This is a genomic window from Streptomyces sp. NPDC048196 (genome assembly GCF_040652715.1).
Lineage (GTDB): Bacteria > Actinomycetota > Actinomycetes > Streptomycetales > Streptomycetaceae > Streptomyces > Streptomyces siderophoricus.
Window position 1 is genome coordinate 49712 of sequence record NZ_JBEZMM010000002.1, and the last position, 26225, is coordinate 75936.

The following is a 26225-nucleotide window of genomic DNA, read 5'->3' on the forward strand; positions in this document are numbered from 1 at the left end:
GATCCTGAGAGACCGGGCGTTCCGACGTCGTCGGAGAATATGGGCCTGGCCCCGCAATCATGAAGCCGGCCCCCGAGAACGGGGACCAGCCTCGCAGTTGGCTCGTGGGGTTGCTAGGACGGGAGGGTCGCTAGTAACGGCCTCCGCGACCGAAACCGAACCCACGTCCGCCGCCAAAGCCGCGTCCGCCGTCGAACCCGCGTCCGCGTCCGTAACCGCGTCCGCGCCCGTAACCGCGTCCACCGCCATAGCCGCGTCCGTAGCCGCGTCCACCGTGGTCGTGACCCCAGCCGCCGTTGAGGGGAAGTATGCTTCGGATGCTCATCGTGTTCCTCCTTTGAGCCCGAAAGATGGTCCGACCCCTGTTCAGTTGAACCGTTTCCCACGCTACGCCGCGAGACCTGGCCAACTCAAACGGAGAAAGCCTGAAAGGTTGCGTAAATTCGCGTATTGCGTGCACTGAAAGTGGTCACGCGTAGCTCTATGGGTTCCCGTCAATCCTAAGGATTCAAACGAATTCGGACGTCGTCCTTTCGCCCCCGAGCGGCGGATGGCCCCTCTGCAGGGGGTTCCACTGAGTACCAGGCTCCGGCGCCCGGCGCGCCCTTCCTGCGGAGCGTGTGTCACTCGCCAGGCACTGGACGAGGTGGGCAGATCTCCCTCGTGCTGAGTGGGCGTCTGGTGATGGGGGCAGCCGCTCAGCCCTCAGCCGCATCGCCGCGCCGTCGACCAGACCTCGACGATGCCGTCATTACGGCCGGTCCGCCTGATCACGCACAGGATGGACGGCCGCCCGCAGTCCGCTGACGGCGAGGACGATCAGGAGAGCAAAGGCTGCGATGGCGGTGAGTGTGCGTACGTTGTTGAACAGTTCCCAGCGCCCCAGGATCTCCGCGTGATCGGCCGGCGCCGCAGTGACCGCCCACTGCTTGATCCGTCCGTTGATGGGCACGTTGCCGAACCGGGTTATCAGGAAGGACGCGAGGGCCAGCAGGCCTGCCGTACCCGCGAGCAGTCGGGCGCGGCCCGCTGTCAGGACAGCGAGCGTCAGGGAACTCAGGATCGATGCGCCCATCGCCGCCTGCATGGTGATGCCGTTCATCTTCATCAGTTCGGCGTGGAATGACAGCCGCATCTCCAGCGGTACAGCGTTGAAGGTGGGAACGAGATTGGCCGCGCCGTACCCGAACGCGCCGGCGAGGAGGCCGGTGCACAGCAAGGCGATTCCATGGACGAGTCTGAGATTTCTGAGGCGCATGTTGGTTGGCTCCGGTGCATTGGCTGGGGGCGGATGAGCTACCCGTGGGGTCGGCGCTGATAGGCGATGAGCCGGGAGTCGGGGCTCGCTTCAAGGGTGGCCGGGCCTCCGTCAGAAGTCCAAGATCCTTCACTTCTGGCAGCCAGAACCATCGCTTCTGAACGATCGGTGGCCGCGGAAGCGTGGTGCCTCTGGGCTGTGCCGTCGCACAGTCCCTCGCGCGGGCGCCGAAATCCCTTTGCGGGCGGGTGGACTTCGATCGACACTTCCCTCATGCAGAATGTTCTGACAACTGACCAGGTAGAGCGCTTTGTGACCGATGGCTTTGTCCATCTTGAAGGTGCCTTTCCGCGGTCTCTGGCCGACGAGTGCCGCGCTTTCCTGTGGCGCGAGACCGGATGCGACCCGGACGATCCCGCCACCTGGACCCGGCCAGTTGTCAGGCTGTCGGGTTACGGGGACGAGCCGTTCCAGCGGGCCGCCACCACACCGCGTCTGCACGGCGCATTCGACCAACTCGTCGGATCGGGACGATGGTTGCCGCGTACAGGGCTCGGCACGTTCCCCATCCGGTTCCCGCACCCGGACGACCCGGGCGACACCGGGTGGCACATGGATGCCAGCTACGTGCCTGCGGGGGAGAGCGGCTACTGGCTCAACCTCCGCTCCCGCGAGCGGGCGCTGCTGATGCTGTTCCTGTTCTCCGACGTCGACGCCGACCACGGGCCGACCCGGATCAAGGTCGGTTCGCACCTGGACGTCCCGCGCTTCCTCGCCCCGGCGGGTGAGCGCGGCCTCGACTTCATGGAACTCTGCAAGACCATGGACGCAGCGGGCAGGCTCGACGCCCCCGACCGCCCGCTGGCGCTCGCCACCGGGCAGGCCGGTGACGTCTATCTGTGCCACCCGTTCCTGATCCATGCCGCCCAGCCCCACCACGGCACCCGGCCCAAGTTCATGGCGCAGCCTCCGCTGGTGGCGGCCGCTCCGCTCGACCTCGATCGCACCGACGGCGCCTATTCGCCGCTGGAGCGTGCGGTGCGGCTCGGCCTGGGCCGGCGGTCCGACTGAGGGCATCCGCGTGGTTGGCCGGTCGTATCACTTCGTCGCCCCCTGAGCCCGCCCTTTCCCACTCGCTGAAGATCCGGGTCAGATCACAGGCGCCGAGCCACTGGGCTCCCCGCTGGCTCGCCCGATACTCAGGCGCGTGCCCGTGAAGTCGGCGCCAGATTCAAAAGACCACTGCGGGAACGGTGGGGGCCCTGGCGGTTGCCGAGGCGCAATTGGCGCTGTGCGCCAGTTTCGTGGTGGACGGCGCGACGGCCCGGGCCCTGGCGGATGCCGGCGCCGACTCGGTGAGGTTCGTGGCCACCGGCGAGGACGGCCGTGCCGGAGGATCTGGCCTGCGCCGAGTACCTGGACCGGCTCCTGGCCGGGGATCGTTTCGACCCCGGCCCCCATCTGCACCGTGCCCGCAGCTCCCAGGCCGCGGACGACCTGCGCAGCGGGCGACGCCGCGGTGCTCACCCCGCCGATGTGGGATTGTGTTTGGATCTGGACCGGTTCGACTTCGCCACGAAGGTCGGAGTCGAGTCAGGGATGGCAGTGCTGCGGCCGTTCCAGACTCGATCAGATGCGGTGTCCGCCGTACACCGCGCACGGTAATTGATGAGCCGTTTCCACCTCACGCTGACCCAAGCGATCAGGTGGGAAACGGCTGGATGGCATTCTCAACCTCGGTGTCGTTTGGCGGAGTTGAACCGCGCCTCGGGATGACGGACACACCCAGCCGGAACGCATCGCGGTGGGAACGCACCCCACCTGGAATGTACCGAGGCCGGGACGCACCCCGCCTGGAACGGTACCGAGGCCGGGACGCACCGCGGTGCCCCAGGCAGGGCGGGACCCTAGGAACGAGGCGGTGAGCGGACCCGACCGGACCTCTCCGGGGCCGGTTCGGTCGGGCGCACGCGTCGGTGCTGACGTACAGGGTCAGACCGGACGCTTCCTCGCGGCGATCCGCTGCCGGGAAGCCTCGTACAGCACGGCGGTTGCGGCGTTCGCGGCGTTCAGCGAACTCGCCGAGCCGGTCATCGGAATGCTGACTGTGTGGTCGCACAGCCCCCGCCAGGCGCTGCTCAGCCCGGATGTCTCGTTGCCGATCAGCAGCAACACCGGCTGGGTGAAGTCGAAGTCGAAGACATCACAGTCCCCCTTCTCGTCGGTGCCGACCAGGACGATCGACTGTCCTTCGGTCCGCTTCGCCTCGACCCAGGCCATGACATCGCCGGGCGAGGGGACGCGTACCGCAGGCACGGCGAACAGCGAACCGGTGCTCGCCCGCACCGACTTGGGGTCATACACATCGGCCGCGTGTCCCGACACGATGAGCCCGTGCGCCCCGAAGGCATCCGCTGAACGGATGATGCTGCCGATGTTCCCAGGGCTGGTCGGCCGGTCGAACAGGACACCCAGGAAGTTGTCGCCGGCGCCGAACCGGCCGAAGTTGTCGGCCGGCATCTCGATGACGGCGACGAGCTCGGGCGCGTTCTCATTCTTCTCCCCGAGGTCCGCCAGCATGTCCGGCGCCATGGCGATCCGCTCGGCATCGACAGTCCGCAGCAGGTCCTCCGCCCACTGCGACAGCGTCCGCTTGCCGTCGTATATCAGAGCCTTGACGGGCCAGCCGTACCGGACGGCCATCGAGATGGGGCGAACACCCTGCACCAGGAACTCACGTACGCGCGTTCGCTTGTTGCGGTTGTTCAGCAGGGACTCCCACTGCTGAAAGCGGGCGTTGCGTGAGGTGATGCGCTGGACCGGCGGCACATGTTCTCCAAGCTGAGCCAGTAATGATGCTGTGTTCAGGCCAGCCTATGAGGGTTTACGGAGGTGTCGGACATGGCGGCGGGTCTTGGCCCGGATCGTGTGGTGTCTGGGAGGGGGCGTAGGCGTGGGGCCGGAGCGCCGGGAGGGGGGAACTCTCGACACCCGTTGCGCGCCTCGGGGCCGGACGATGTGCCCCTGCAGAGTGACCAGAGCGGACCGCTCCACCCCCGGGCGGCAGCCCGACGACGGACTGTTTACAGTGAGGCAAGATTGCCGGATGGGGCGGGGGGCGAGGGAGAGGGAGACGTGTCGCACTTCGAGATCACCACCGTGGTCGCAGCGCCCCCACGCCAGGTCTTCGACGCCTGCCTGGACGTTGAGGCTCACACGCGGTCGATGGCGGCGTCGAGAGAACACGCGGTGGGCGGCACTACCCAAGGCAAGCTCGCCCTCGGTGAGACGGTCACCTTCCAAGCCCGCCATTTCGGGCTGATCTGGCGGCTGACCGCCCGCATCACCTCCTGGGACCCGCCGCACTCCTTCGTTGACGAGCAGGAAGCCGGGCCCTTTCAGTACTGGCGGCACGTTCACCACTTCGCACCGCACGGTCAAGGCGGCACCCTGATGACCGACGTCATCGATTTCGCCTCGCCGTGGGGCCCCCTCGGCCGGCTCGCCGACGCGACCGTCCTCAACCGGTACATGCCCAGGCTCATCCGGTCGCGCAACGCTTACCTGGCCGCCACGCTCTGACACGACACGCACACCAGTCGTCGCCACAGCCGAGGCCCGCACAAGATCTCCCCCACACTCGACATCACGGGCCGAGCCCAACTCCGGGATGCCCTCGACCGTCAGCATGGTTGACGACGACTGGGGGCTGAGGGGAAGCGGCTCTATCGAGAGCGGGGCCGATGCCTGAGGTTCCGGAGGTTGCGGCTGCGCTCGGACTGCCCAAGTGCCAGGGGACTCCCCTGCCGTCAGCGGCACGGCCACCTCTCATGAATCGACGAAGCACGGCACGCCGTGAGGCGTGAAGCTGTCCACCGTCCGCAGGCAACGTGCAGCAATGCCTGGTGCAGTTCTCGGCTCCACACTTCCACGGCCCGCTGCCGCGCACCTCCCGTCAAAAGGCGGATTAATCTGGGAGATGCGCGGCAGAGTGCCCTGCTACGGTGCGCCGATGTCATCGGTCAAGCAGTTCCAAGTCACCTTCGACTGCGCAGAACCTGAGCGCGTCGCTCGCTTTTGGTGTGAGGTGCTGGGGTACGTCGTACCGCCGCCGCCAAAGGGGTTCACCACGTGGGACGATTTCAACCGTTCCCAGTCACCGGAGGATCAGGGTTCATGGTTCGCCTGCGGTAATCCCTCAGGTGTGGGCCCGCGACTGTTCTTTCAGCGCGTTCCTGAAGGCAAGGTCGTCAAGAATCGGGTGCATCTTTGCGTGCGGGTCGGCACCGGACTCGTGGGCGAAGAGCGCCTGGCCGCGCTTGAGGCCGAATGCGCACGACTGCTCCCACTCGGCGCAGTACGCGTGCGACTCCTGTATGACGGCAACGATTCGTGCATCGTGATGCAGGACATCGAGGGCAACGAGTTCTGCCTCGACTGAGCAGTGCCTGGAAGTGCGGTGATCTTGGTGGAGGGAGTGCGAGGCGAGCTCGTCGGAAGCCATATGGCTGTCGCTTCCACCCCTGACCCCGTGCCGAGTTGTGTATTCGCACCCGGCCTCGAATCCTTGGCGCGTCGTCCGTTGGATGACCTGTTGCTGACGGAACCTTTCGAGCAAATCCAGGGTCTTCTTGTGCAGTTCCTTACGCAGTACTGCCGATGAAAGCCGCCAGAGGAACAGGGAACCGCCCTCGGCCCTCGGTTGCCAGAGAGCCAGAGACCCAGGGAGTCACGGCCGTGCCAGAGGAGGGAGAGGGAACGGCGCTCGCGAGGCAGCACTCGATGAGGGGCTGGCGGCCTGCGGGGAGAGGCTGGGGGCGCGCCACCGGCAACGCTACCGACGGCCTCGGTAGCGCGGTGCTCGTCCCAACCGGCGACAGTACCCCTTGTGCCTTCAACTCTTCCAAAGGGAAAAAGAGGTGGCGAGATGTGGTCAGGCCGACATGACGATTACTTCCAACAGACCGCACGGATGATCGCCGAGCAGTTACAGCGAAACCACTCCAGAGAACGCGCCAGGGCCGTCAAGTTCAGCAGAGAGCAAGTGGAACAGAGCCGCAAGATCGCCCATGACGTCCAAGCCGTGGAACTGGAGCGTCTTGCGACCCTCGGGCAGATCCCGCAGGCCGAATACAAGGCCCGCATGGCCGCATTGGAAGAAGACGCCGACGAAGGAACCCCACGTGGCAATCCGTACCAGGGGTGGCCCAAACAGTGGACCGGCCCGAGCGGCAACGAGCCCGTAACCTGAAGCGTTTGGGTGGTGAGCCCGGCCGGAGGCGCCATACGCTCGCGTTGCAGGTCGGCAGACGACTGCGCCGTCAGAACATGCCCGGTTTCGGCAGATCACATGTGAGCCGGGGCCGTCACCCAATGCCTGGCCCGGAACTGATGCGTGCTCGGCAGGGGCTTTGCCGCCGCGCGCATCGCCGCCCACTCGATGACTGATCTGCAACGGCCGCGTCGTGGTCGGCCTGCGCCTCTTCGGCGGTGCGGCCGTGGACGAGGACGCTGGCGCCGCGCTCGACGAGCTGCCGGACGGTCTTGTTGCCGATGTCGGCGGTGGCGCCTTTCATCCCCGCGCGATTCGTGACCACCTGTGTGTGCTAGCACGGTATTAGGCGGTGCTTCTGGTCCTGGCGGACAGGTGAGGCCACCCTCCGCGACGGGGAGTCGGGGCGGTAGGCCACCGGCCATTGTTCGCGAGGCTTACAGGCAACGGCGGTCAAGCCCGGACGAAGAAGTGCGGGAGAGGTTGGACCGAGTACGGGATGAACTCAACGCCGTGCGTGGCGGATCTTCAACCGTCCGAACTCCATGCTTCCGGAGATCCGGATCGTCGGCCCGCCGGGGCGGGAGCGCCGCCGGGTCTTGTGCAGTGGGTGCTTCCAACCGGTGCGCAGGCCCTCAACATCGACGATCGCGTCGCGAGGCACCGTGATGTTCGCCCTACCGGAGCCGAGGTGCAACTCGATGTCCACTTCCGGATGTTCGATGATCGCCCGGGACAGGTCCAGGTACACCCTTCCGTAGGCGGATTCGACCTTGAGGACCCGAGGCACCCGCCAGGCGCCGCGCCGTTGGATCCGTCCGCTGGCGGCAGCAAGCGTGGACGCGGAGCCCGCACTTTCCGCCGGGAGCGCGACAAGAGCCTGTACGAGCTCATTGCGCGTCTTGGCGGTGAGCGCCTGGTGAAGGCGTTCATCCATTTCCTCATGCGAGACGTACCCTTCGGCGTACGCTTCCCGCAGGCGCTGCACGGCCCTGTCGCGGTCGTCGTCGCCGGCCAGCGGCCGCGGATCTTCCGGCAGAGAGGTCATCGCTTCACTCTAGTACTGCACCAACGATGCAAATGCGCCAACGTCCCCAGCAGCAGGTTCAGTTGGGGACATGGAACCGCTCGTGATCACGGTGCTCGTGCGCTCTGCTGAGGTGCGAGCGATCACTGGCTCAGCTGGCAGGCGATTTGCGATCCCGTACAGCGGAGGCAACGGTCAGGGCAGTCCCGATGAGGAGCGGCACAATCATTGTGGTGAATAGCCAACGGGGTACTTGCTGTTCCGGCGTGGAACGCCACAGCACGCCGCAGCCGATCGCGAGCGAGATGCCTGTGCACGTGTTGAGCACCAGCAATGCTCGGGCGATCCACAGTGCAGAGGCGCGGGTGCGCGGCCGGTTGAGTGATGCCCTCGCCAGTGCAGGTGCGAAAGGTGCTGTGGCGTCGTCCGGCAGCTCGGACTGCGGGGTCACTCGCAGCGTCAGCTCTGCGCAGGCCGTCAGCAGCACCGTCGCTCCGATGAACACGAACACCGGCCCAAACGCGCTGCCGATCGACCGGTTCGTCCATGCGTCCACACCGTCGACGCCGAAGTGCTGCGGTATCCGATGGGGCAGCTGCGGGTAGCGAACAATGCCCCAGAGAGACATTGCGACGAGCAGCGCAGCGTTGGGGAGTTGCCACAGGCGTACGGGAGCTGAGAAGACCATGAGATCGATTGTCGGCGGAAGAGGTCAAGGCCGGTACCGGCTTCCCTGTAGCTGCGCCGAAGAACCAACGCCGAGCCGTCACGAGCTCCTGATTTGGGCTTGCTCGGGTGGCCCCCATTCCATCACCGAAGCCTTCTACGGAGCGGTGGCATGACGGCACGGCCGGGCTCGGCGTACGAAGGTCAGCCGGCCCGATCGGGTGACTCAAGGCTGGTGTGGGCGCGGGTGTCTCGGCCCTGGGGGAGCAGGCGCATAGGTTGAGGGAGATCCGGTCGCTGAAAGTGACCCTGACCAGGTCGAATCTCCGGCTTCGCAGTCCGGTCGCAGCAGGGAGTGCCACCACAGGCATGGACGTTCTCTTCATCACGAGCGTGGCGGTGGTCGTCGCCGACCCGCCGCTGAGCCGCAAGCTGTTCATCGAGGCTCTTGGCCTCCCTTTGGAGGGGGAAGGCAACGGCTACTACTCCAGCGGGAACGTCCCCGGCAGCAAGCACTTCGGCCTGTGGCCGCTCTCGCAGGCGGCCGAGGCATGCTTCGGCACGACCCAGTGGCCCGCCGACCGGGTGGTCCCACAGGCATCGATCGAGTTCGAGGTGGTGAACGCGGATGCCGTCACAGCCGCCGGTGCCGAGCTTCAGCGCGCGGGATTCGAGCTGGTGCACCAGGCACGCACCGAGCCGTGGGGCCAGACGGTGGCCAGACTTCTCACTGCGGAGGGCTTGATCGTGGGGATCTCCTACGCCCCCTCCTTGCACGGCCTGCAGGACGACCAGCACCCCGGGTGAGCCCGGCGGCGAGGCCGGTGACGGCGACACGATCCCGGGCGTACTCCTCGCCAGGGACAGCACCGGTGACGTCCGCCCCCGTCGGCACCATAACGTTCGGACGAAGGCGACCCAGCGGAGCGGGCCGGGGCGAGCTCTGCGGCGGAGGCCACGGCGCAGCGCAGGCCGTCGAGGTATCCGTGGTAGGCGGGGCCGTTCAGGCACTTGCCGGTGACGGCCAGGAGGCTCAGCCTTGGAGGAGTGCGCGGCTGATCCCCATCGGGAGCGATGACTGCTGGAGGCGGAGGTGCTTAGGGTGCGCGGTTCGTCCCCCCCACGTCAGTGGTGAACGATTCGGGATTCGCCGGCGTGCGGCTCTTGCCGCGACACCGCCCAGCCGTCCCACGCGTGCTGCCGGGCGAGATCTGTGGGCAGGATGGTCACATGACCAAGCTGCCGTCGAAGCGTCCCGCCTCCCACGGCTCCGTGTTGTCCTTGTGGTCGCAGGACTCGGTGCTGTCGATCGGCTCGGTGGGGTCGGTGTTGTCCATTGGGTCCGTCGGCTCAACCCTGTCCGTTGCCTCGGTCGGGAGCATCCTGTCGGCCGGCTCGATCGGTTCCGCCCTGTCGCTGATCTCAGCCGGAGCATGGCTGAGCACGGGATCACTGTTCTCGGCCCGGTCGCGGTGGTCGGTGCTGTCCTGGCGTTGCTCTCGCGGCTTCCTGGCGGCCGGGGCAATGGGGGTGGTGGACGGAGCCGGTCTGCTCATGGCTCGGCCGAGGCAGGAGACCGGGCCGAGACAGTGATCGAAGTGGCCGCGCCTGGGTGACGGCGAGCATGTCCCAACCAGTGATCGGCTGGGGCTGGGGCTGGGGCTGGGCTGGCGGACTGGTAGGGCTGGCGGGGCCAGTGGAGCCGTGCCCTTGCTTCGGGCGACGGGTGCCACTTCAGCATGGCGATGACTCGCGCCCCCGAGTCATCGCATCCCGCTCATGCCGGTTCTGCTTCGAGCCCCGCAAACACAGGCACAGGCGCCAGCTGCCTTCTGCCAAGTAGCTGCCAAGTTCCCCTGGCAAGGGCGAGGTTGAGCCGTCAGCAGTGTCCACCCAATGCCGTGCGGCGCCACTCGCTCGGCGTCACGGCGTAGGTGGCGTGGCACGGAGTGCACGCGGACTGACCACTGTCACTCCGCATGAGCGCCCATTGTTCAACCTGCACCCAGACGATGGCTTTAAGCGGGTAGTGACTACACTGCCGACGCCGTGATTCGCGAGCCGCAGAGTAGAGGACACGAAGATGCAGAATGTGTTCAGGGATGGCGGTCCGCTCGACATCGCCATGGGACTGCTCGGCCTGCTGCTCTCGATCGCTCTCTTGTGGAAGGGCATGCAGATGGCCCAGAACGGGGGCGCGTGGTGGTGGCCGCTGACGGCAGGGGTGATGGTCGTCCTCAGCCTGCATGGCCTGTACCGACGACGCCGGGCGAAGCACCAGAGCTGTCCGTAGGCTCCGTTCGCCGACCTCCAGGTGCCGACTCGTCCAAGCCAGTGTCAGCGGTCGGACAGCCGCTGCTGCACTGTGGTTGGTCACCGTGCCACCTCATCATCCGGACTCACCTCCAACGAATCGTTCGGCGGCTGGAGCAAGACTTTCACCGATCCCCACCTCTTGCGCCGCCATCGTTGACCGTCTCACCTTCGGCGGCAACATCATCGAGACCGGCACCGACTCCTACCGCCTGGCCATCGTCCAGGCCCGCGCAACCGAACACGAAGCCGCCGCACGCAGCCGCGGGTTTGGGGAACGATCGGGGACGGCGAGGTCGCGTCCACGATAGTGGTGGGTCGGTGCTGCACCGCCCGCTGGCGGATGCGCGGGCGGTGCGGTGCGGTGCGGTGCGCGGACACCACGCGGCCTCGGAAATCCGCTCGGCAGCAGACAGCAGCACAAGGCACAGTGGCCCCATGAATGAACGAGGGCTGGACCGCGACGGGACGATCGCACGCGAAGGCGCACTGGAGCGAGTGCCGGCAGTGTTCGTCCCGGTCGTCGATGCCGCCCGTGCTCGTATCAGCGAGACGTTCGGCAGCACGCGTCTGCACAGCGTCTACCTCTACGGCAGCATCCCTCGTGGCACCGCCACCCCCGGAGTCTCCGACCTCGACCTCCAACTCGCTCTCCACGACGAGCCCACCGAGGCCGACCGCGCTGACGCCAAAGCAATCGAGGCCGTACTCGACCGGGCATTCCCGCAGATCGATGGCGTCGGGATCCTGCTGACCAGCACGCGGGTTCTGCTCAGTGACCTCGAACGTCACGATGGCGGATTCTTCATCGCCTGCCTCTGCACCCCGTTGCTGGGCCCTGACCTCGCAGCACAACTGCCCCGTTACCGCCCCACAGCCCTACTCGCGAGGGAGACCAACGGTGACCTCGCCCGCGTGCTTCCACGCTGGCGTGCCAAAGCAGCCGAAGCCGTCACGGACGCCGATCGCCGGGCCCTCAGCCGTTTCGTCGGCCGTCGCATCGTCCGCACCGGATTCACCCTGATCATGCCCCGATGGGGCGGCTGGACCAGCGACCTCGGCCAGTCCGCCGAGCTCTTCGGCCGCTACTACCCCGAGCGCGTCGAGCAGATGCGTATCGCCGCGTCCATCGGCCGTGCACCCTCACCCGATCCGGCGGTACTCGGGATGCTCCTCAACGACCTCGGCCCTTGGCTCGCCGCCGAATACACGGCCGTGCACGGCGAGAAAGCCCTGCGTCCCTGACGGGCGGCCTACGCCATGACTTGATCTTCTCAGCGGCCACGGAGAGTCCAGATGCCCAGCAGTGGTGTCAATTGCCCTTCGCTCCTCGGCCGCTTGGTCGGCGATGTCTGTGAACTCGTGGCGGCTGGAGAAGAGTTGCAGTCGGCGGCAGGAGATGCGCCGTGCATGGTCTTCCCCGCCCCTGGAGACGGCCGCCGAGACGGACTTGCGCCGGCAGGCGTTCCTCAGGAAGTTCCACCGGTGCAAGATTCAAGTCCCGTCCTCAAGTCCCGTCGCTATCGGAATTCCACCCGGCCGACCACGCTGTCTGCGGCTGCCCACCGCGCCGCTCTCCTCGCAGGACTCCTTCCTGAACCGGACCTGGCTGCTGTGCCGCGTGAGCCGCTGGTGGCGGTGGTCAGTGTGGTCGGGCGCGGTAGAGATCGCGCAACAGGGCGACCTCGGCCCCGTGGTGCAGCAATTCCTGGTTGACCCACCACACGATGTCGATGAACGGCTCTTCCGGATCGCTGCCATGCGGGTAGGTGCAGTACCCGGTGGTGTCGAGTGCGGCGTCGTCGACGCTCAGTAGCGCGTTCCGCCAGGCCGCGGCACCGGCGTCGAAAGCCGCGACCGCCCCTGCGGCGTCGCCGCTGACGGGGTAGTCGTCCCGGGTCAGTGCGTGGCCGCCGGCGGTGTGGTCAGCGCGCAAGGTCAGCATTTCGCTGAGGTGGCTCAGGCGCCACGCGATGGTGGTGAAGGGCGGCGGCCAAGGATGCGGGTAGGAGGCGGCGTCGCGTCCCCAGTCACCAGTGCCGGCCAGGAGGGTCGCGCGCGGCCCTGGTCCCTCCACGCGCCGCCGTAGCGACCAGCAGTCGGGCACCGGTTCCCAGAGGTATTCCTCGTCGGTCAGCGGGCCTACCTTGGTATCCGTCCCGTCGCCACTGTCCATGACCGGCCCGGTCATTCGGTCGGTGAGGCGTTGGCGTGCGAAGTCGAACTGCTCCAGCAGGGGAGACAGACGGGATGGTGTCGTCATCGGACGCTCCTGGGTCGTGTTCCGGGGCGGCCCGTCAGCGTGGCACAGCCAGCACCGCAGCCGCGTCCCCATTTCTGAGGAGCTCACCAGACCTTGAGCTTGCTGAAGGAGGGTCGCCCGTCGGCTGCGCGTTGGCGAACGACGTGATGAGGTCTCACCCAGCAATTGGCAGGCACGGTAACCAACGGACCCTGTTCCGGCCCGTCGTGGAGCTGATGATCACCAACCGCCTCACGCCCGAGCAGACGTCCGTCCGCGAAGCCTGGGCCCGCAACGTCGTTCATGTGTCCCACGGGACGGGGCAGCACGGCGGTTGGGGCTTCGGGATGGCGGTGCGTATCTACCGGGGGGAATTACGCGCCCATCGGCCAGTCCGGCTGGGACGGCGGAGCCGGCACCACTGCATACGCCGACCCGGAGAACCAGCTCGTGGGCATCCTGCTCACCCAGACCGGGATGTCCACCCCGGATTCGGCGCGGGCCCTCCACGACTTCTGGACCACGTTGTACCAGGCAATCGAGGACTGACCTGACTGGCTGGTCGAGGGCGGTCCGGCAGAAGGCCTCGACCAGGCGTCCTTCGCGACCTCTCACAAACGACGACGACCGATGCGGAAGTTCTGCGAGAGCCCTCGGAGTGATCACGCTTCCCCGGTCGCCGGCCCCGGAGGCCCTCGCAGGGCCGGTAGGGCGGGGACCACTCAACCGGCTCGACCGTGCCACCGGTATGGTCCCCGCCGGCCGTTCTCAGTCGGGGCACTTCTCCTTGATCTTGTATGTCATGGCCTTGGGGTAGTCATGGCGGGCGAGTCTGATCTGGGCCAGGGTCGGGCCGGTGTTGAGGGTGTCGTCCGGGTTGGCGATGCGGTCCAGCAGGGTGGCCAGCTGTCCGTGGTTGTGGATCTGCTCGCCGGTCATGGGGGTCTTCTCGGATCCGAACACCTCGGCCAGGCGGTCGTAGTTCCAGGGGTGGAGGACGTTGTAGAAGTCGGCGCCGTCGGACGTCCGGCCCTTGAAGTAGCAGGGGTTGACCAGCATCTGCTCGATGCCGTAGAAGCCTTCGTTGTCCAGCACGAAGATCACGGGGTTGAGCAACTGGCGTACGTGGGTGGCGAGTTCCTGGCAGGTTTCCTGGAACGATCCGTCGCCGACGAACACCAGTGGGCGCTTCTTCCGCGGCTTCCTGGCGAGGGCGATGCCGGTGGTGGCACCGACCGAGTAGCCGATGGACAGCCAGCTGTTCTGCGCGATGTACGAGGCGCGCTCGGGCATGCGCAGGTTCATCGAGCCGATCAGGGCGAACGCGGCGTCCGAGATCACGGTGTACGGGGTGGTGGCGCCGGTGCCCGAGCCCGTGGTCTGTTCCTGGAGGAACGCGCTGATGTGCTCGAAGAAGCTGTCGTAGGTCACCGGCAGGTCCGCCGGCTGGTCCGAGGAGCTGAGGCCGGACAGGTAGGCGTCCGTGCTCGCCGGTACGTCCAGGCCCTGGTCATGGGCGTGCGCGAAGGCGTCGGCGGCCAGACCGTGGTGGCCGTAGCGTTCGCTCAGGGCCTTGTCGAGCTCCTCGATGAAGTGCGGGAGCTGGACGCTGGGGAAGTACCTGGCGCCGACGCTGACGCCGTCGCGTACGGCGACCGCCCAGTCGTCGCCGAGCGCCTGCTCGCCGCCGAGGTTCTTCGACGTCGACCAGGTGCCCAGGCCGATCCGGCAGCCGTGTGCCTTGAAGGTCTCGCGCACCTTGGGATCGCTGGCCTTGCCGTTGTAGACGCCGGAGAAGCCCGGGGTGTTCTCGGAGACGACGGACTTGGCGCCGATGGTGGTGCAGAACGGGATGCCAGTGTTCTCCACGAGCGCGGTGAACTTTCCTTCCAGCCGTTGCCGTTCGATCTCCTCACCGGCCCACAGGATGGGGTTGCCGTGGCGGTCGATCAGTTCCACGGTGGCTTGGACCGCCGCCCGGCACATCTCGTCGTTGCGGAGGGTGGACGGCCGCACCCGGCGTTCGATCGTGCCCGTCGGTTCGGGACAGGGCGCCTTCCAGACATCGTCCATGATCTCCAGGTAGACCGGCCGGCGCTCGGACAGGCACGCGGTGAGCGCGGTGTCGATCTGGACGGGAGCCAGTGCGGCGTTGGAAATCACCTGGGCGTCGACGGTGACCTGGCGGTAGACGTCCAGGTTGCTCTCGCGGCGCTGGCTCATGTGGGAGGTGAGCAGGCCGATCGCCTGGTAGTTGAGCCACTGCTCGTAGGACGGGGCCGCGTTGATGGCGACCAGCGGTACCTGCTCGACGTAGGCGCCGCCGATGGGGTTGAGGAGGTTGAAGGAGCCCACGCTGTAGGTGACGGCGACCGCGCCGATGGCCACCTCGCCCTTGTCCGGGTCGGCGTCGGCGGCCTTGGCCCGGGCGTAGGCGTCGGCGGCGAAACCGGCTCCCACCTCGGTGGGGGTGCCGATCCACTGGACGTCGGTGGTCTCCTGCATGATCGACAGGAAGGGGCCGAGATGGTCGCCGGGCACCCCGAAAAGGTGGGTGACACCGAGCTGTTGGAGGCGGGTGGCGAGGTAGCGGCCCACGTTCCATGCGGTGGGTTTGGTGGTCGTCATGACGTCAGAACCTCCTGCGGACGGGCTGCTGCTGCGGTTTCCATGGCGGCGAGGTCGGCCGGCCGCGGCGTCTCGTGGACGGCGATGGCGGCGGCCACGGCGGTCTCCACCGCGCCCTCGATCCAGGCGTGCTTGAGGGAGATGTGCTCGCCGGCGAAGTGGATCGGGCCCTCCGGCAGCATCGCGTCCAGGTGGAAGCTGGTCATCTGGTGCGGGGTGTAGACGGCGGCCTCGCCGAAGGCGTACGGATCGCGCAGCCAGCTCTGGGTCCGGCCGTGGAAGGTGTAGAACGCCTCGATGCGGCGCCCGTGGAGGGTCTGGAGGTTGCGCAGGGCGTAGATGTAGCGCTCGTCGTCCTCCATGGAGTCCCAGCGCGCCGCGTCGTCCGACCAGCTGTAACTGGCCAGGACCACGCCGCCTTCGCTGCCTGGGACGGGATGGGAGGGGTAGTACATGAAGCGGTTGGGATTGTCGGTGGTGGAGCCGCCGCCGAAGACGTGGCTGGCTTCCCGGACCGGCGCGTGCTGGAGCGACCAGTTGCGGTAGTGCTTCAGCTGCGCCTCGCTGACCTCGGTGTCCGCCACCCCGCTGAGCAGGCCGAGCGGCCCGTGCGGGGCGTTGCGCAGGTGCTCCGGCATGGCCAGTGCGGCCTCGGCCTCGTCCTCGCCCTGCTGCTGGTACCACCGGTACAGGTCTTCGCCGAGCTCCCGTTTCCAGTCCTCCTCGGTGAACTCCCACCAGCGGCGGGAGAATTCGAGCAGCACCTTGGTGGCCTGGTCGTAGTGGGTCTCGATGATGGCGCGGCGCTTCTTGTACGAGAACGGCGGGTTCACGCGGGTGAACCGGAGGCTGGAGAAGGGGACGGTGACGATGGCCAGGTCGCCTTCCCAGGTCTGCGGCGGGGCCTGGGGGTCCTGCTCGCTCACCGTGTCGATCTCCACCCGGTGCAAGGCCGACCGGGTGACCCGGCTGGTGGCGCCGTCGCTCCAGGGGTCCAGGTATTCCAGGCGGGTCATCCGCTGGCCCATCTGGATGTTGTCCTTGAGGCCGTCCGCGAGCCGGTAGGGGAGTTTCCAGCTGCCGCCGTCGATCTCCCAGTAGGTGGCGTTGGGGTTGATGTCGCTGCGGCCCAGGAAGGTGTGGAAGAAGGCCAGGTGGAGGCGGGAGGTCATGTTCTCGATGGTGCCGATGGCCTCGATCGCCTCGTCGCTGAAGCCCGCGTACTCCCGGAGGAAGCGGCCCATCGAGTAGCCGTCGAAGTCCCGGATGACCCTGGCCCAGCCGTCCAGCCACTGCTCGAACGGTTTGTTCTCGCGCTCGCCGTTGGGCTTGAGCACGGAGTAGTAGTCCCGGACCGGTTCCAGTGCCTGGTGGACCAGCTGGGACACCTGCGTGCACGCCTCGCCGCCGGAGAGGTTGAAGCCCTCGTTGACGGGGCGTGGATTGAGGGCGTAGTCCCTCCGGCGGACCTGGACGCGGTTGGTGCGGATCCAGGTGCGGCTGGCCTTGTTCGGGGCCTTGAATTGGGGGCTCTCGTTGCCGTACTGCCACTTCTCGTTGTTCTTGAAGGAGCGGTAGACGACCGGGGGGACGTGCACGTTCTCGCAGCCGGTGCCCGGTTCGATGTCGACGTTGTAGAACAGCCTGCGGGTCAGGCCGAGTTTGTCGATGAGGGCCAGGGTGAGCGGGTGGAAGTCCGGAATCCGCATCGCGCCGGCCTCGGCGTACTGCTTCTCGTCCCAGAACGCGGGATGCTTCGGGTCCTCGGTACGGAAGGTCTTCAGCCTGCCGCCCACCCGGTTGGCGTTGGCCTCCAGGATGGTCACCTCATGACCGGCGTTCTTCAGCAGGTGACCGGCGACCAGACCGGCGATGCCGGCGCCGACGATCAGCACACGCTTGCGCTCGGTGGCGGTGGCCGGGGGCAGACCGTTGTCGATCAGCGTCTTGAGATAGCGCAGTTTGAGGTCTTCGTCGTTCGGGCCGATCAGCAGCAGGGCACGGGCGAGCTGCCGGTGGACTTCCGAGGGCGGTTCGGGTTCGGGGCCGTGGCCGTTGCTGGACGGGGGGACGGTGGGGACGGTGAGGGGACTGTTGTCCATGCGTCGCTTCCTATGTCAGAGGTGGGGGAGTGCCGGATGAGGTGGAGGGAGGGGCCCGTCAGTGCCTGGGCAGTGGACCGCCCGGGGCGTGGTGGCGGAGCGTGATGGGGAGGGGTGGAGGCGTAGACCATGCCCTGGGTGGTGCGGAACTGCGCCGTGTTCGTGCTGCCGCCCTCGAACTGTTCGTCCATGGCGGGCGCCGGCTCAGGGCGCACCCGGGGTGTGGTCATGCGGGAACTCCTCGTGGACGGGACACTGGATGGATCACGGTGGAGGGCGTGCGGCTACAGAACGTAGCCATGGAAAGGCGTGCATACCCGTTTCGAATATTCCGGGCATATCGGAAACTCTCAAACGGCCGTGCGCCAGTCGAGGGGTCGCGGCGCTCGCTCGGACCGTCCGCTCCGGCCGGGCAGTGGAAGAGAACCGCCGTCAGGCTCAGTCCGACTGCGGAGGTCTGGTGGCCCTGGCGGAGGTCTGGTGGGGGAGCGGGCGCCATGCCGTAGGCGGTGTTCCGCATCATGGCCGGGCCGGACTCCGGTCGGACGGCGCTGTTGCCCGGGTCGGTGAGGACGGAAAGAACGCCCAAGTCGCCCAGGCGGACGCGTCGTTCAGCCGCCGGATTCGATCGGGTGCCTCGGCGCGTCCGGCCGGGTCGGCCGGGCCGGACGAGGCGGCCGAGGGGCGACCGCGAGGCGAAGGGCGTAGAGGAGCCGGTCCGCGGGGTCCGGCACGGGGCCTCGTCCTCCGCCACCGGATGCTCACCGTGGCACGTGGCGGTTCCTCGTGGGCCCGGCGGTGTCAGCCGGTCAGGGCGGCGAGGGTGGTCTCCAGGTCGGTGGCCCTGGGCTGGTTGTGGGGGAGTTTGGCGAGGATCTTGGCCATGCCGCAGGTGTCGGTGAGGGCGGAGAAGACCAGGCCGCCGGCTACGCCCGCGGACAGCAGGAGGGCCCGGGGCCGGCGCCGTGGTTAGGATACCCACGGGGGTATCTGCGAAGGAGTGTGGGTTGTGGAACTGGCGATGGCGGCTGAGGAACTGAAGACGGTGGTCAACCGGCTGCGCAGGGCGCAGGGGCAGATCGCCGGTGTGATCCGGATGATCGAGGAGGGGCGGGACTGCGAGGAGGTGGTCACGCAGCTCGCCGCGGCCTCCCGGGCGCTGGACAAGGCAGGTTTCGCGATCATTGCCACCGGTCTGCAGCACTGCCTGACCGATGCGGACATGGCCGCCTCGGGGGACCGGGAGCAGATGCGCACCCGGCTGGAGAAGCTGTTCCTCTCACTGGCCTGAGCACACGGCGGCTTGCATGCACGGCGGCCTGGATGCACGTCGTCGGGCGCTGCGGCGCGCGACGGTCAGGTGAGCGCGTCGACGAGCATGAGGCCGGGCGAGAACATGGGGGATCCTTCGGGCTCGTCGTGCGGTACGGCAATCAATCGGTGCTGTCGGGACGGGTGAGGGTCAGACCCGCGTCGGCGGCGGCCTCGAAGCCGTCGTCGACCGCGACCACCTCGCGCCCGGCGGCGTGCAGCAGGGATGCGGCGATCGCCGCGCGCATCCCGCCGGCGCAGTGCACCCACACCGCTCCGTTCGGCACCTCGCCGAGGCGGCCGGGCAGCTCGTGGATCGGGAGGTGCACCGAGCCGTCGATGAACCCGCCCGCGCGCTCGGTGTCCCGGCGCACGTCCAGCACCACCACCTGCTCGCCGCGCTCGCGCACCGTCGCCAGGTCGGCGAAGCGGGCGCGCGGGAAGGAGACCGGCTGCTCGCCCTCCCGTACCCATGCGTGCGGGGCGCCGATGGCGGCGGCGGCCGGACGGTCGATGCCCACCCGGGCCAGCTCACGCTGTGCGGCGGCGATCTGCTCAGGCGTCTCGGCCAGCAGGGTGACCGGCTTCCCCCACGGGATCAGCCAGGCCAGGTAGGTGGCGAGCTTGCCCTCGCCTTCGAAGTTGAACGATCCGGCCACATGGCTCTTTGCGAAGGCGACGCGGTGGCGGAGGTCCACCACCCACTCCCCGGCCGCCAGCCGCTCGGCGATCTCCTCGGCGTTCGCGGGCTTCGGCGGGGTGAGGTCGATGGGGGCGGGTCCGGCGGCGTTGGCCGGGCCCATGTGTGCGTAGTAGGCGGGAACGTCGTCCAGTCCGGCGAGCAGCTCGGCGACGAAGGTGTCCACGTCCTTGGTCAGCGCGTCGTTGGTCCGACGCTCCTTGCCGATCGTGGTCGAGTCGCCCTCCGCCTGTGTGGAGGAGCAGAAGCTGCCGAACCCGTGGGTGGGCAGCACCGGAACGTCGTCGTCCAGCTCGTCGGCCAGGCGATGGGCGGAGGCGTGCTGAGCACGGGCCAGCCGCTCGGTGAGCCGCGGCTCGACCAGGTCCGGCCGCCCCACCGCTCCGATCAGCAGCGACCCGCCGGTGAACGCCGCCACCGGGTGGTCCTCCTCTTCCAAGACGTAGGAAGTGTGGTGCGGAGTGTGACCGGGCGTGGCCACGGCACGCAGCACCAGGCCCTCGTCCACCGTCCATGCGTCCCCGTCGGCGACCGGAGTCCGGCTGAAGGCGACCGACGCCCCGGCCGGTACCAGGTAGCGGGCCCCGGTGACGCGGGCCAGCTCCAGTCCGCCGGTTATGTAGTCGTTGTGCACGTGGGTCTCGGCCACATGGACGATGCGCACCCCGCGGCGGGCCGCCGCGGCGATGACCTGCTCGATGTCCCGGGGCGGATCCACCACCACCGCGGCATCACGCCCACCGGCCAGGTAGCTGCGGTTGCCCAGGCCCTCGAATTCCAAGGTGTCGACGAAGAACACGACTACGACTCCTCACTGGACGATGTACCCCCGGGGGTATCCGATGTGCACTCCAACAGGGTACCCCGTGGGGTATTCCGGAAGGTGTGCTCACCCCTGATCCGAGCGTCGCACCCGTCCCGTGGGTACCCGGAGGGGCCGAGAGGATTCAGTTGTTCCACCACCCCATCTGTTCCACCCCCTCCGAAAGTTCCCGCAGTTGCTGTGCCGGCGGCTGGTGGGGAGGGAGTGGCCTGTCCGGCTCCCGACAGATGAACGTGCGGCCGCCGCAACGTGCTGCCGGGAGAAGATCTGACGGTGAACTCATCTGTGGCGGAGGTCGTCTCCGTCTTCCTGCTCCTGGCGGTGCTGGCGTGCGCGGTCATCCGACCGTTCGGGTGGCCGGAGGCGGTCGTGGCTGTCCCGGCCGCGGGAGTGGTGATCGCGACCGGGGCGATCTCGTTGGGGCACGCCCGCGAGGAGGCGCAACGGCTGGGGCCGGTGATCGGATTCCTCGCCGCGGTCCTGGTTCTTGCCCAACTGTGCGATGACGAGGGGCTGTTCCATGCGTGCGGGGTCTGGATGGCCCGGAGTGCGGCAGGGCGCCCGCACCTGCTGCTGGTGCAGGTGTTCGCGGCCGCATCGGTGATCACTGCGGTGCTCAGTCTGGACGCCACCATCGTGCTCCTCACGCCGGTGGTGTTCGCCACCGCAGCCCGGCTCGGCGCCCGGCCCAAACCGCACGTCTACGCCTGCACTCACCTGTCCAACACCGCGTCGCTGCTGTTGCCGGTCTCCAACCTGACGAACCTTCTGGCGTTCGCCGCCAGCGGGCTGAGCTTCACCCGGTTCGCCGCGCTGATGGCCCTGCCGTGGCTGGTGGCGATCGCCTGGGAGTACGTGGTCTTCCGCCGGTTCTTCGCCACCGACCTGGACGCCGGCGCTCAGGCCCCGCCGGCCGCCGGACCGCGCGAGGTGCCGGTGTTCGCCCTGGTCACGGTGGTGTGCACGCTGGCCGGTTTCGTACTGACCTCCGCGGTGGGGATCGATCCGGCCTGGGCGGCCTTCGCCGGTGCCGTCGTGCTTGCCGGGCGGGCTCTGGCGCAGCGCCGCACCACGCCCGCGGCCCTCGTGCGCGCCGCCGCGGTACCGTTCCTCGCCTTCGTACTGGCCTTGGGCGTGGTGGTCCGCGCGGTCGTCGACAACGGGCTGGCCACCGGGCTGGGGCACCTGGTCCCCGGTGGCACCGGCCTCGCGGCTCTGCTCGGCACCGCGGCTCTGGCCGCGGTGCTGGCCAACGCCATCAACAACCTGCCCGCCGTGCTGGTGCTGCTGCCGCTGACCGCCCCGTCCGGGCCGGGCGCAATCCTGGCGGTGCTGCTGGGCGTGAACATCGGCCCGAACCTCACCTACGCCGGCTCCCTGGCCACGCTGCTGTGGCGGCGCATCGTGCACGAACATGACAGCGACGTCGCCCTCGGCGAGTTCACCCGGCTCGGTGTGCTCACCGTGCCTGCCGCGCTGGTGCTGTCGGTGCTGGCACTGTGGACCTCGCTGACCCTCATCGGAGGCTGACCGCCATGAAAGTCATCGTCTGGATCACCGAGGGCACCTGGCCCGCCGGCATCGACGCCACGCGTACCCACGCCCCCGACGGCGCCGCGATCGTGCTGCTCCATGTCACTCCGGCCGACGTCCCGGGCGCGGCGCACGGCGCGTTCGCCGGTCTGCTCGGCCGCGGCCACCCCGAACGAGACCCCGGCACCAGACTGGAGCACCTGGCCGCCGCCTCCGCCGACCAGCTCCTTGCCCAGGCCGAGCGGCGCCTGGGCCGCCCGTGCACCCGGGTCGAGCGCACCGGCCGCGTCGAGCGGGAGGTCGTCGCCGCCGCGGAAGGCGCGGACCTGCTCGTGCTCGCCCGGGACGGCGACCGTACGCACCTCGGGCCGCGGAGCCTGGGGCCGGCCAGCCGCTTCATCGTCGACCATGCCCCCTGCCCCGTCCTGCTGGTGTGGCCCGAGCCCGCACCGGGCATCGCCACCATGCCGCCCCCGTGAAGGCCGGGCGGGCCCTCGCGAGCCACGACGACGAGAGCCCGGTGGGCCGGGCTGCACACGGCAGTTGGCCACCGGACGGCCGCCCTGGGCGCGGCTTTGCGGCTACCGAAAGCCGAGGTGCGGATCGGTGCCCACCAGCTCACCGCTGAGGGCCCACAGATGAGCGGCGACGGCCGGGTCGGCCATGTGAGGGGGGACGGGCTCACGCCGCGGTATGCCACGCAGGCCGAAGACCCTCGGCCCCCACAGCTGCCCTCCTTGCACCTCCGGGTCGAGGACGGCACGCACGACGGGCCATGCTCCGGCGTCCTTGCCCTGCACCAAGAGCGCCGCGGGCAAGGCGCGCAGCCGCTCGCCGGGGGTCGTCACGCCTACCGGCGGGCGGGACGGGGTGAGGGAGTCCAGCGCGCCGCCGGGGTGGGCCACCACACTGAGCACCGTGCTGCCGACGGCCCGCAGACGGCGATCGAGTGCGAAGCCGAAGTACATCTGGGCCAGCTTCGATCGGCCGTAGGTGCGCTTGGGCCGGTAGTCCTGGGTCGACTGCAGATCGCCGAGGTCCAGTCGCTCGGACCGCGCCGCGAAGCTTCCCACCGTCACGACGCGGCCCGCCGGCGCCGCGGATAGCAGGGGGGCCAGCCACTGGGTCAGCGCGAAGTGGCCGAGGTGGTTGGTGCCGAACATCAGCTCGTGGCCGTCCGTGGTCTCTCGACGCGGCGGGTCGTCGAGCGCGACCCCGGCGTTGTGGACCACCGCGTCGAGACGATCGAGGTCCAGCTTGTCCACCGCGGTCTTCAGGGACGACAGGTCGGCAAGGTCCAGTTGAAGGTGTTGCACCTGCGCGCCGGGGACGCGCGAGCGGATCGAGGCCAGGGCGGCGTCGGCCTTCGCGCGGTCCCGGCTGCCGAGTATGACGACGGCGCCGGTGGCGGCGAGCTGCTCCGCGGCAAAGTAGCCGATCCCGGCGTTGCCCCCGGTGACCAGGAAGATCCTGCCCTCGGCAGGCGGCAGCCGGTGAACGTCCCACGGTCGGCCCTGGGATGCGGAAGACACGATGACGGGCTCCTTGCGTTCTGGGGCGGCGTGCTCATGGGGAGCACCAACCCGCCCAAGGTCGCAACCTCCACCGACATACCGCCGACAGAGCACACTCACCGCCGACAGCTGTCCGGCACCCACCAGAAAACTGCAGCGAGCAAGAAGGCCGCTGGGCCATGACCGGCGCAGAACTGAGAGCGCGCGGCCAGGGTGAAGCACCCAGTGGTCATGAGCGTGGCGGGCGGGTGCTCACTGTGCTGTGGTCGCCGCGGGGATGTCGACCCGGGCGGCCCGGCGGGCCGGCCAGAGCGAGGCGAGCAGCGCGCCGGCCAGGGCGATGAGTACGCCGAGGGCGAGGCGGCCCCAGGGGAGGACCAACTCGTAACCCACCACGCTCTGTTGGAGGGTGCGACCGAGGGCCCAGCCCAGGAAGACGCCCATGACCGTGCCGAGGGTCGCGCCGAGCGTGCCGAGGAGCAGGGCCTCCAGGCGGATCATTCGGGTCACTCCTGCGCGGTCCAGGCCGAGGGCGCGCAGGGTGCCGATCTCCTTGCGGCGTTCGAGGACGGACATCGCGAGGGTGTTGGCGATGCCCAGGGCGGCGATCGCCAGGGCCATGCTCAGCAGGGCGTAGAAGACGTTGAGTTGCTCGCCGATGCCGCTGCTGTCCTGGGCCCGGATGCCGTCCTGGTCGAGGACGGTCAGCGCGGGGTTGTCACCGAGGGCGTGGGCGACGGCTGCGAGCGCGGTCCGGCTGGGGCCGCCGTGGGTGGCGACGAGGATCGCGTGGGTGGTCGGGGCGGAGTCGTAGCGGGCGACGAGGGATTCGGGTGCGGTGATGCTGGGCATCAGATCGCTCTGCTCGTCCGCCCGGTAGACGGCGCCGATGGTGACGCTGCCGCGCTGGTCGTTCTGACGCTGAAGGGGGAGGGTCTGGCCGACGTGCCAGCCTGCCTGCTCGGCCTTGAAGTCGGCCACGGCGATCTGGCCCTTGGCGAGGTTGTCGAGGGAGCCCTCGACGACGTCGTACCGCAGCAGTTGGCCGATGTGAGTGGGGTCGACGCCGGTCAGGACGGAGGGGACACCGCCCAGGCGGTATTCGGTGGACTGGTTGAGCGGGCTGTACGTGGCGCCGGGCAGCTTCTTCAGGGGCTCGGTGGTGGCGGCGGTCATCTGTCGGCCACCCGCGGGCTTGACCACGTAGTCGGCGCTGAGGGCCTGGGTGGTCGCGCGGTCGAGGTACTGGGAGGCGGAGGCACCCAGGACCGACAGGCCCGAGGCGAGGGTCAGGGCGATGGCGAGCGCGGTGGCCGTGGCGCCGGTGCGGCGCGGGTCGCGCACGGTGTTGCGGGCGGCGAGGTCACCGTGGACCGGGGCCACGCGGGTCAGCAGCGGCCTGAGCAGGGAGACGACCGGCCGGGAGAGCAACGGGATGAGGCCGATCACTCCCGTCAGCGTGAGGGCCGCGCCGATGCCGATGACGGTCCGGGCGTCCTTGGCGGTGGTGAGGGCGCCGTACACCACGGTGATGGTGCCGGTGACCGCGAGTGCGGCGCTCAGGCCGGTGCGCAGCGAGCCGGCGCGCGCGGGCGCTGTCTGCTCGGCCGTGCTGAGCGCGGCGACGGGCGGGATGGCCATCGCCCGGCGGATCGGGAGCCACGCGGCGACCATGGGCAGCAGCGTGCCGACGAGGAGGGAGATGCTCACGGTGCCCGGCGTGAGAACCAGCGGGGCGGCCGGGGCGTCGGCCGGGGAGAAGAGTGCCTGGAGCAGCCCGGCGACCCCGGTGCCGACGGCGAGACCGGCCACCGAGGCGAGCGCGCCGACGAGAAGCGACTCGACGAGGAGGATGCGGCGCACCTGCTTGCGGGTGGCGCCGACGGCCCGCATCAGGGCCAGCTCCCGGGTGCGCCGGGCGACCAACATGGTGAAGGTGTTGGAGATGAGGAAGGTGGCGACGAAGAGGGCGACCGCGGCGAAGCCCACCAGGATCTGGCTCATGGTGTCGCTGTCGTGGGTGGCGAGGTTCGCCTTGATCTGAGCGAGCCGGGCGCCGGTCACCGCGCTGGTGCCCTTGGGCAGCACGGATTCGACGCGGCTGAGGAGCCGGGTGACGTCGGTGTCGGGTGTGGCCGTGAGTTCGACGTGCTGGTAGCGGCCTGCCTGGAGGAAGAGCTTCTGTGCGGTGGCGCCGGTGAAGAGCGTCAGGCTGCCTCCGGAGGGGAGCTTGGTCCCGTCGGTGCGGAAGATGCCGCTGAGGGTGTAGGAGGCGGCGCCCTTGTCCGTGCCGACGCGCACGGCGTCACCGACGCGGTATCCGCCCTTCGCGGCGGTGGTCCCGTCGAGGGCGATGGTGTCCTTGCCGGTCGGGCCGGAACCCTCGGTGAAGCGGTAGGCGGGGTCCTTGCCGTCCGCAGCCGGGGCGAAGTTGCCGCCCTGGGAGGACCTGCCGTCACCGATCAGCTTGCCGGCAGGGTCGGCGACGGCGGCGAAACCGTCGACCCGGCCTGCGGCGGCGGCGACGCCGGGAAGCTTGGCGAGGGTGCGCACGGTGCGGGCATCGATGCCGGCCGGGCCGCCGGCTCGGGGGCCGTCGGGGGCGACATCGACGGCGATCCGCTCGTAGCCGGCGGTCGCCTTGGCAGTGGCGGCCCGGTGGAGACTGTCGCCGTAGACAAGGCTTCCGGTGATGAAGGTGACGCCGAGCATGACTGCGAACGCGGTCATCAGCAGGCGGGCCTTGTGCGCGAACACGTTGCGCAGGGCGGTACGGAACATGGGATGCGGATCCTGTGAGGCGGGCTCGGCGGAGGCGAGCGGGTGGGTGAGTGGG

22 protein-coding genes and 4 pseudogenes are annotated in these 26225 nt (G+C 68.8%); 14 read left to right on the forward strand and 12 right to left on the reverse strand.

What is annotated here, in order from left to right:
• Positions 1–751: 751 nt before the first annotated feature.
• Entirely contained in the window at positions 752–1219 is a 468-nt protein-coding gene (locus AB0E02_RS03870) for a DUF1772 domain-containing protein (protein WP_362135672.1), read from the reverse strand.
• 312 nt (positions 1220–1531) lie between these two features.
• Here AB0E02_RS03870 and AB0E02_RS03875 point away from each other — a divergent pair, with 312 nt between their 5' ends.
• A complete protein-coding gene (locus tag AB0E02_RS03875) occupies positions 1532–2329 on the forward strand; it encodes a phytanoyl-CoA dioxygenase family protein (RefSeq protein ID WP_362135674.1) in 798 nt (265 codons plus the stop codon).
• A 158-nt stretch (positions 2330–2487) separates the two neighbouring features.
• A pseudogene (locus AB0E02_RS03880) lies at positions 2488–2923 on the forward strand (2-phosphosulfolactate phosphatase); the annotation flags it as partial.
• A 327-nt stretch (positions 2924–3250) separates the two neighbouring features.
• On the opposite strand, the gene AB0E02_RS03885 reads toward AB0E02_RS03880, so the two are convergent.
• Positions 3251–4087 (reverse strand): RNA methyltransferase, encoded by an 837-nt coding sequence (locus AB0E02_RS03885; RefSeq protein WP_362135676.1) that lies wholly within the window; start codon positions 4085–4087, stop codon positions 3251–3253.
• A gap of 306 nt (positions 4088–4393) precedes the next feature.
• Between AB0E02_RS03885 and AB0E02_RS03890 the strand changes: the two genes are divergently transcribed.
• The 3 genes from AB0E02_RS03890 (at position 4394) to AB0E02_RS03900 (ending at position 6509) form a co-directional block, all read left to right on the forward strand.
• Entirely contained in the window at positions 4394–4840 is a 447-nt protein-coding gene (locus AB0E02_RS03890; protein WP_362135678.1) for an SRPBCC family protein, read from the forward strand.
• 430 nt (positions 4841–5270) lie between these two features.
• The gene (locus AB0E02_RS03895) at positions 5271–5699 is read left to right on the forward strand and encodes a VOC family protein (protein ID WP_362135680.1); all 429 of its coding nucleotides are present in this window, start codon (positions 5271–5273) and stop codon (positions 5697–5699) included.
• Positions 5700–6230: 531 nt separating this feature from the next.
• Entirely contained in the window at positions 6231–6509 is a 279-nt protein-coding gene (locus AB0E02_RS03900) for a hypothetical protein (RefSeq protein ID WP_362135682.1), read from the forward strand.
• A gap of 115 nt (positions 6510–6624) precedes the next feature.
• Here AB0E02_RS03900 and AB0E02_RS03905 read toward each other — a convergent pair whose 3' ends face one another.
• The 3 genes from AB0E02_RS03905 to AB0E02_RS03915 form a co-directional block, all read right to left on the reverse strand.
• Entirely contained in the window at positions 6625–6855 is a 231-nt protein-coding gene (locus tag AB0E02_RS03905; protein ID WP_362135684.1) for a hypothetical protein, read from the reverse strand.
• A gap of 180 nt (positions 6856–7035) precedes the next feature.
• Entirely contained in the window at positions 7036–7578 is a 543-nt protein-coding gene (locus AB0E02_RS03910; RefSeq protein ID WP_362135686.1) for a DUF1707 domain-containing protein, read from the reverse strand.
• Between the two features lie 130 nt (positions 7579–7708).
• On the reverse strand, positions 7709–8245 hold the full coding sequence (locus AB0E02_RS03915; protein ID WP_362135689.1) for a DUF1648 domain-containing protein: 537 nt from the start codon (positions 8243–8245) through the stop codon (positions 7709–7711).
• A gap of 347 nt (positions 8246–8592) precedes the next feature.
• Here AB0E02_RS03915 and AB0E02_RS03920 point away from each other — a divergent pair, with 347 nt between their 5' ends.
• The 5 genes and pseudogenes from AB0E02_RS03920 to AB0E02_RS03940 all read left to right on the forward strand — a co-directional run bounded on the left by AB0E02_RS03920 (position 8593) and on the right by AB0E02_RS03940 (position 11781).
• The gene (locus AB0E02_RS03920) at positions 8593–9030 is read left to right on the forward strand and encodes a VOC family protein (RefSeq protein ID WP_362135691.1); all 438 of its coding nucleotides are present in this window, start codon (positions 8593–8595) and stop codon (positions 9028–9030) included.
• Positions 9031–9453: 423 nt separating this feature from the next.
• Complete coding sequence (locus AB0E02_RS03925; protein WP_362135693.1) at positions 9454–9816, forward strand: hypothetical protein; 363 nt, start codon at positions 9454–9456, stop codon at positions 9814–9816.
• Positions 9817–10306: 490 nt separating this feature from the next.
• The gene (locus AB0E02_RS03930; RefSeq protein WP_362135695.1) at positions 10307–10516 is read left to right on the forward strand and encodes a hypothetical protein; all 210 of its coding nucleotides are present in this window, start codon (positions 10307–10309) and stop codon (positions 10514–10516) included.
• A 93-nt stretch (positions 10517–10609) separates the two neighbouring features.
• Positions 10610–10847: pseudogene (locus tag AB0E02_RS03935) on the forward strand (ATP-binding protein); the annotation flags it as partial.
• A 127-nt stretch (positions 10848–10974) separates the two neighbouring features.
• Positions 10975–11781 (forward strand): nucleotidyltransferase domain-containing protein, encoded by an 807-nt coding sequence (locus tag AB0E02_RS03940; RefSeq protein WP_362135697.1) that lies wholly within the window; start codon positions 10975–10977, stop codon positions 11779–11781.
• Positions 11782–12178: 397 nt separating this feature from the next.
• Here the strand turns inward: AB0E02_RS03940 and AB0E02_RS03945 are convergent, their stop codons facing one another.
• Positions 12179–12799: a DinB family protein gene (locus tag AB0E02_RS03945; RefSeq protein WP_362135699.1), complete on the reverse strand. Its 621-nt coding sequence runs from the start codon at positions 12797–12799 to the stop codon at positions 12179–12181.
• A gap of 167 nt (positions 12800–12966) precedes the next feature.
• Between AB0E02_RS03945 and AB0E02_RS03950 the strand changes: the two are divergent.
• Positions 12967–13327: pseudogene (locus tag AB0E02_RS03950) on the forward strand (serine hydrolase); the annotation flags it as partial.
• Between the two features lie 219 nt (positions 13328–13546).
• On the opposite strand, the gene AB0E02_RS03955 reads toward AB0E02_RS03950, so the two are convergent.
• The 3 genes and pseudogenes from AB0E02_RS03955 to AB0E02_RS03965 all read right to left on the reverse strand — a co-directional run.
• Positions 13547–15406: a thiamine pyrophosphate-binding protein gene (locus AB0E02_RS03955; protein ID WP_362135701.1), complete on the reverse strand. Its 1860-nt coding sequence runs from the start codon at positions 15404–15406 to the stop codon at positions 13547–13549.
• Positions 15403–17508, reverse strand: a complete 2106-nt coding sequence (locus tag AB0E02_RS03960) for an FAD-dependent oxidoreductase (protein ID WP_362135703.1) — start codon at positions 17506–17508, stop codon at positions 15403–15405. Before AB0E02_RS03960 ends, AB0E02_RS03955 begins: the two co-directional genes overlap by 4 nt.
• Before the next feature lie 801 nt (positions 17509–18309).
• Positions 18310–18465 (reverse strand): annotated as a pseudogene (locus AB0E02_RS03965) (transporter); the annotation flags it as partial.
• Positions 18466–18517: 52 nt separating this feature from the next.
• Here AB0E02_RS03965 and AB0E02_RS03970 point away from each other — a divergent pair.
• Entirely contained in the window at positions 18518–18799 is a 282-nt protein-coding gene (locus AB0E02_RS03970) for a metal-sensitive transcriptional regulator (RefSeq protein ID WP_030413348.1), read from the forward strand.
• Positions 18800–18941: 142 nt separating this feature from the next.
• Here AB0E02_RS03970 and AB0E02_RS03975 read toward each other — a convergent pair whose 3' ends face one another.
• On the reverse strand, positions 18942–20318 hold the full coding sequence (locus tag AB0E02_RS03975) for an MBL fold metallo-hydrolase (RefSeq protein WP_362135706.1): 1377 nt from the start codon (positions 20316–20318) through the stop codon (positions 18942–18944).
• A 297-nt stretch (positions 20319–20615) separates the two neighbouring features.
• Here AB0E02_RS03975 and AB0E02_RS03980 point away from each other — a divergent pair, with 297 nt between their 5' ends.
• Complete coding sequence (locus tag AB0E02_RS03980) at positions 20616–21872, forward strand: SLC13 family permease (protein ID WP_362135708.1); 1257 nt, start codon at positions 20616–20618, stop codon at positions 21870–21872.
• Between the two features lie 5 nt (positions 21873–21877).
• A complete protein-coding gene (locus AB0E02_RS03985; RefSeq protein WP_362135711.1) occupies positions 21878–22354 on the forward strand; it encodes a universal stress protein in 477 nt (158 codons plus the stop codon).
• A gap of 102 nt (positions 22355–22456) precedes the next feature.
• On the opposite strand, the gene AB0E02_RS03990 is transcribed toward AB0E02_RS03985, so the two are convergent.
• A complete protein-coding gene (locus AB0E02_RS03990) occupies positions 22457–23407 on the reverse strand; it encodes an SDR family NAD(P)-dependent oxidoreductase (RefSeq protein ID WP_362135713.1) in 951 nt (316 codons plus the stop codon).
• 234 nt (positions 23408–23641) lie between these two features.
• On the reverse strand, positions 23642–26170 hold the full coding sequence (locus AB0E02_RS03995; RefSeq protein ID WP_362135715.1) for an FtsX-like permease family protein: 2529 nt from the start codon (positions 26168–26170) through the stop codon (positions 23642–23644).
• Between the last annotated feature and the right edge of the window lie 55 nt (positions 26171–26225).

Coding starts and splice junctions, on each gene's coding strand:
- AB0E02_RS03955 (WP_362135701.1), bottom strand. CDS start 15,406: ATGACGACCACCAAACCCACCGCATGGAACGTGGGCCGCTACCTCGCC.
- AB0E02_RS03900 (WP_362135682.1), top strand. CDS start 6,231: ATGATCGCCGAGCAGTTACAGCGAAACCACTCCAGAGAACGCGCCAGG.
- AB0E02_RS03895 (WP_362135680.1), top strand. CDS start 5,271: ATGTCATCGGTCAAGCAGTTCCAAGTCACCTTCGACTGCGCAGAACCT.
- AB0E02_RS03910 (WP_362135686.1), bottom strand. CDS start 7,578: ATGACCTCTCTGCCGGAAGATCCGCGGCCGCTGGCCGGCGACGACGAC.
- AB0E02_RS03960 (WP_362135703.1), bottom strand. CDS start 17,508: ATGGACAACAGTCCCCTCACCGTCCCCACCGTCCCCCCGTCCAGCAAC.
- AB0E02_RS03875 (WP_362135674.1), top strand. CDS start 1,532: ATGCAGAATGTTCTGACAACTGACCAGGTAGAGCGCTTTGTGACCGAT.
- AB0E02_RS03925 (WP_362135693.1), top strand. CDS start 9,454: ATGACCAAGCTGCCGTCGAAGCGTCCCGCCTCCCACGGCTCCGTGTTG.
- AB0E02_RS03995 (WP_362135715.1), bottom strand. CDS start 26,170: ATGTTCCGTACCGCCCTGCGCAACGTGTTCGCGCACAAGGCCCGCCTG.
- AB0E02_RS03940 (WP_362135697.1), top strand. CDS start 10,975: ATGAATGAACGAGGGCTGGACCGCGACGGGACGATCGCACGCGAAGGC.
- AB0E02_RS03945 (WP_362135699.1), bottom strand. CDS start 12,799: ATGACGACACCATCCCGTCTGTCTCCCCTGCTGGAGCAGTTCGACTTC.
- AB0E02_RS03920 (WP_362135691.1), top strand. CDS start 8,593: ATGGACGTTCTCTTCATCACGAGCGTGGCGGTGGTCGTCGCCGACCCG.
- AB0E02_RS03915 (WP_362135689.1), bottom strand. CDS start 8,245: ATGGTCTTCTCAGCTCCCGTACGCCTGTGGCAACTCCCCAACGCTGCG.
- AB0E02_RS03985 (WP_362135711.1), top strand. CDS start 21,878: ATGAAAGTCATCGTCTGGATCACCGAGGGCACCTGGCCCGCCGGCATC.
- AB0E02_RS03930 (WP_362135695.1), top strand. CDS start 10,307: ATGCAGAATGTGTTCAGGGATGGCGGTCCGCTCGACATCGCCATGGGA.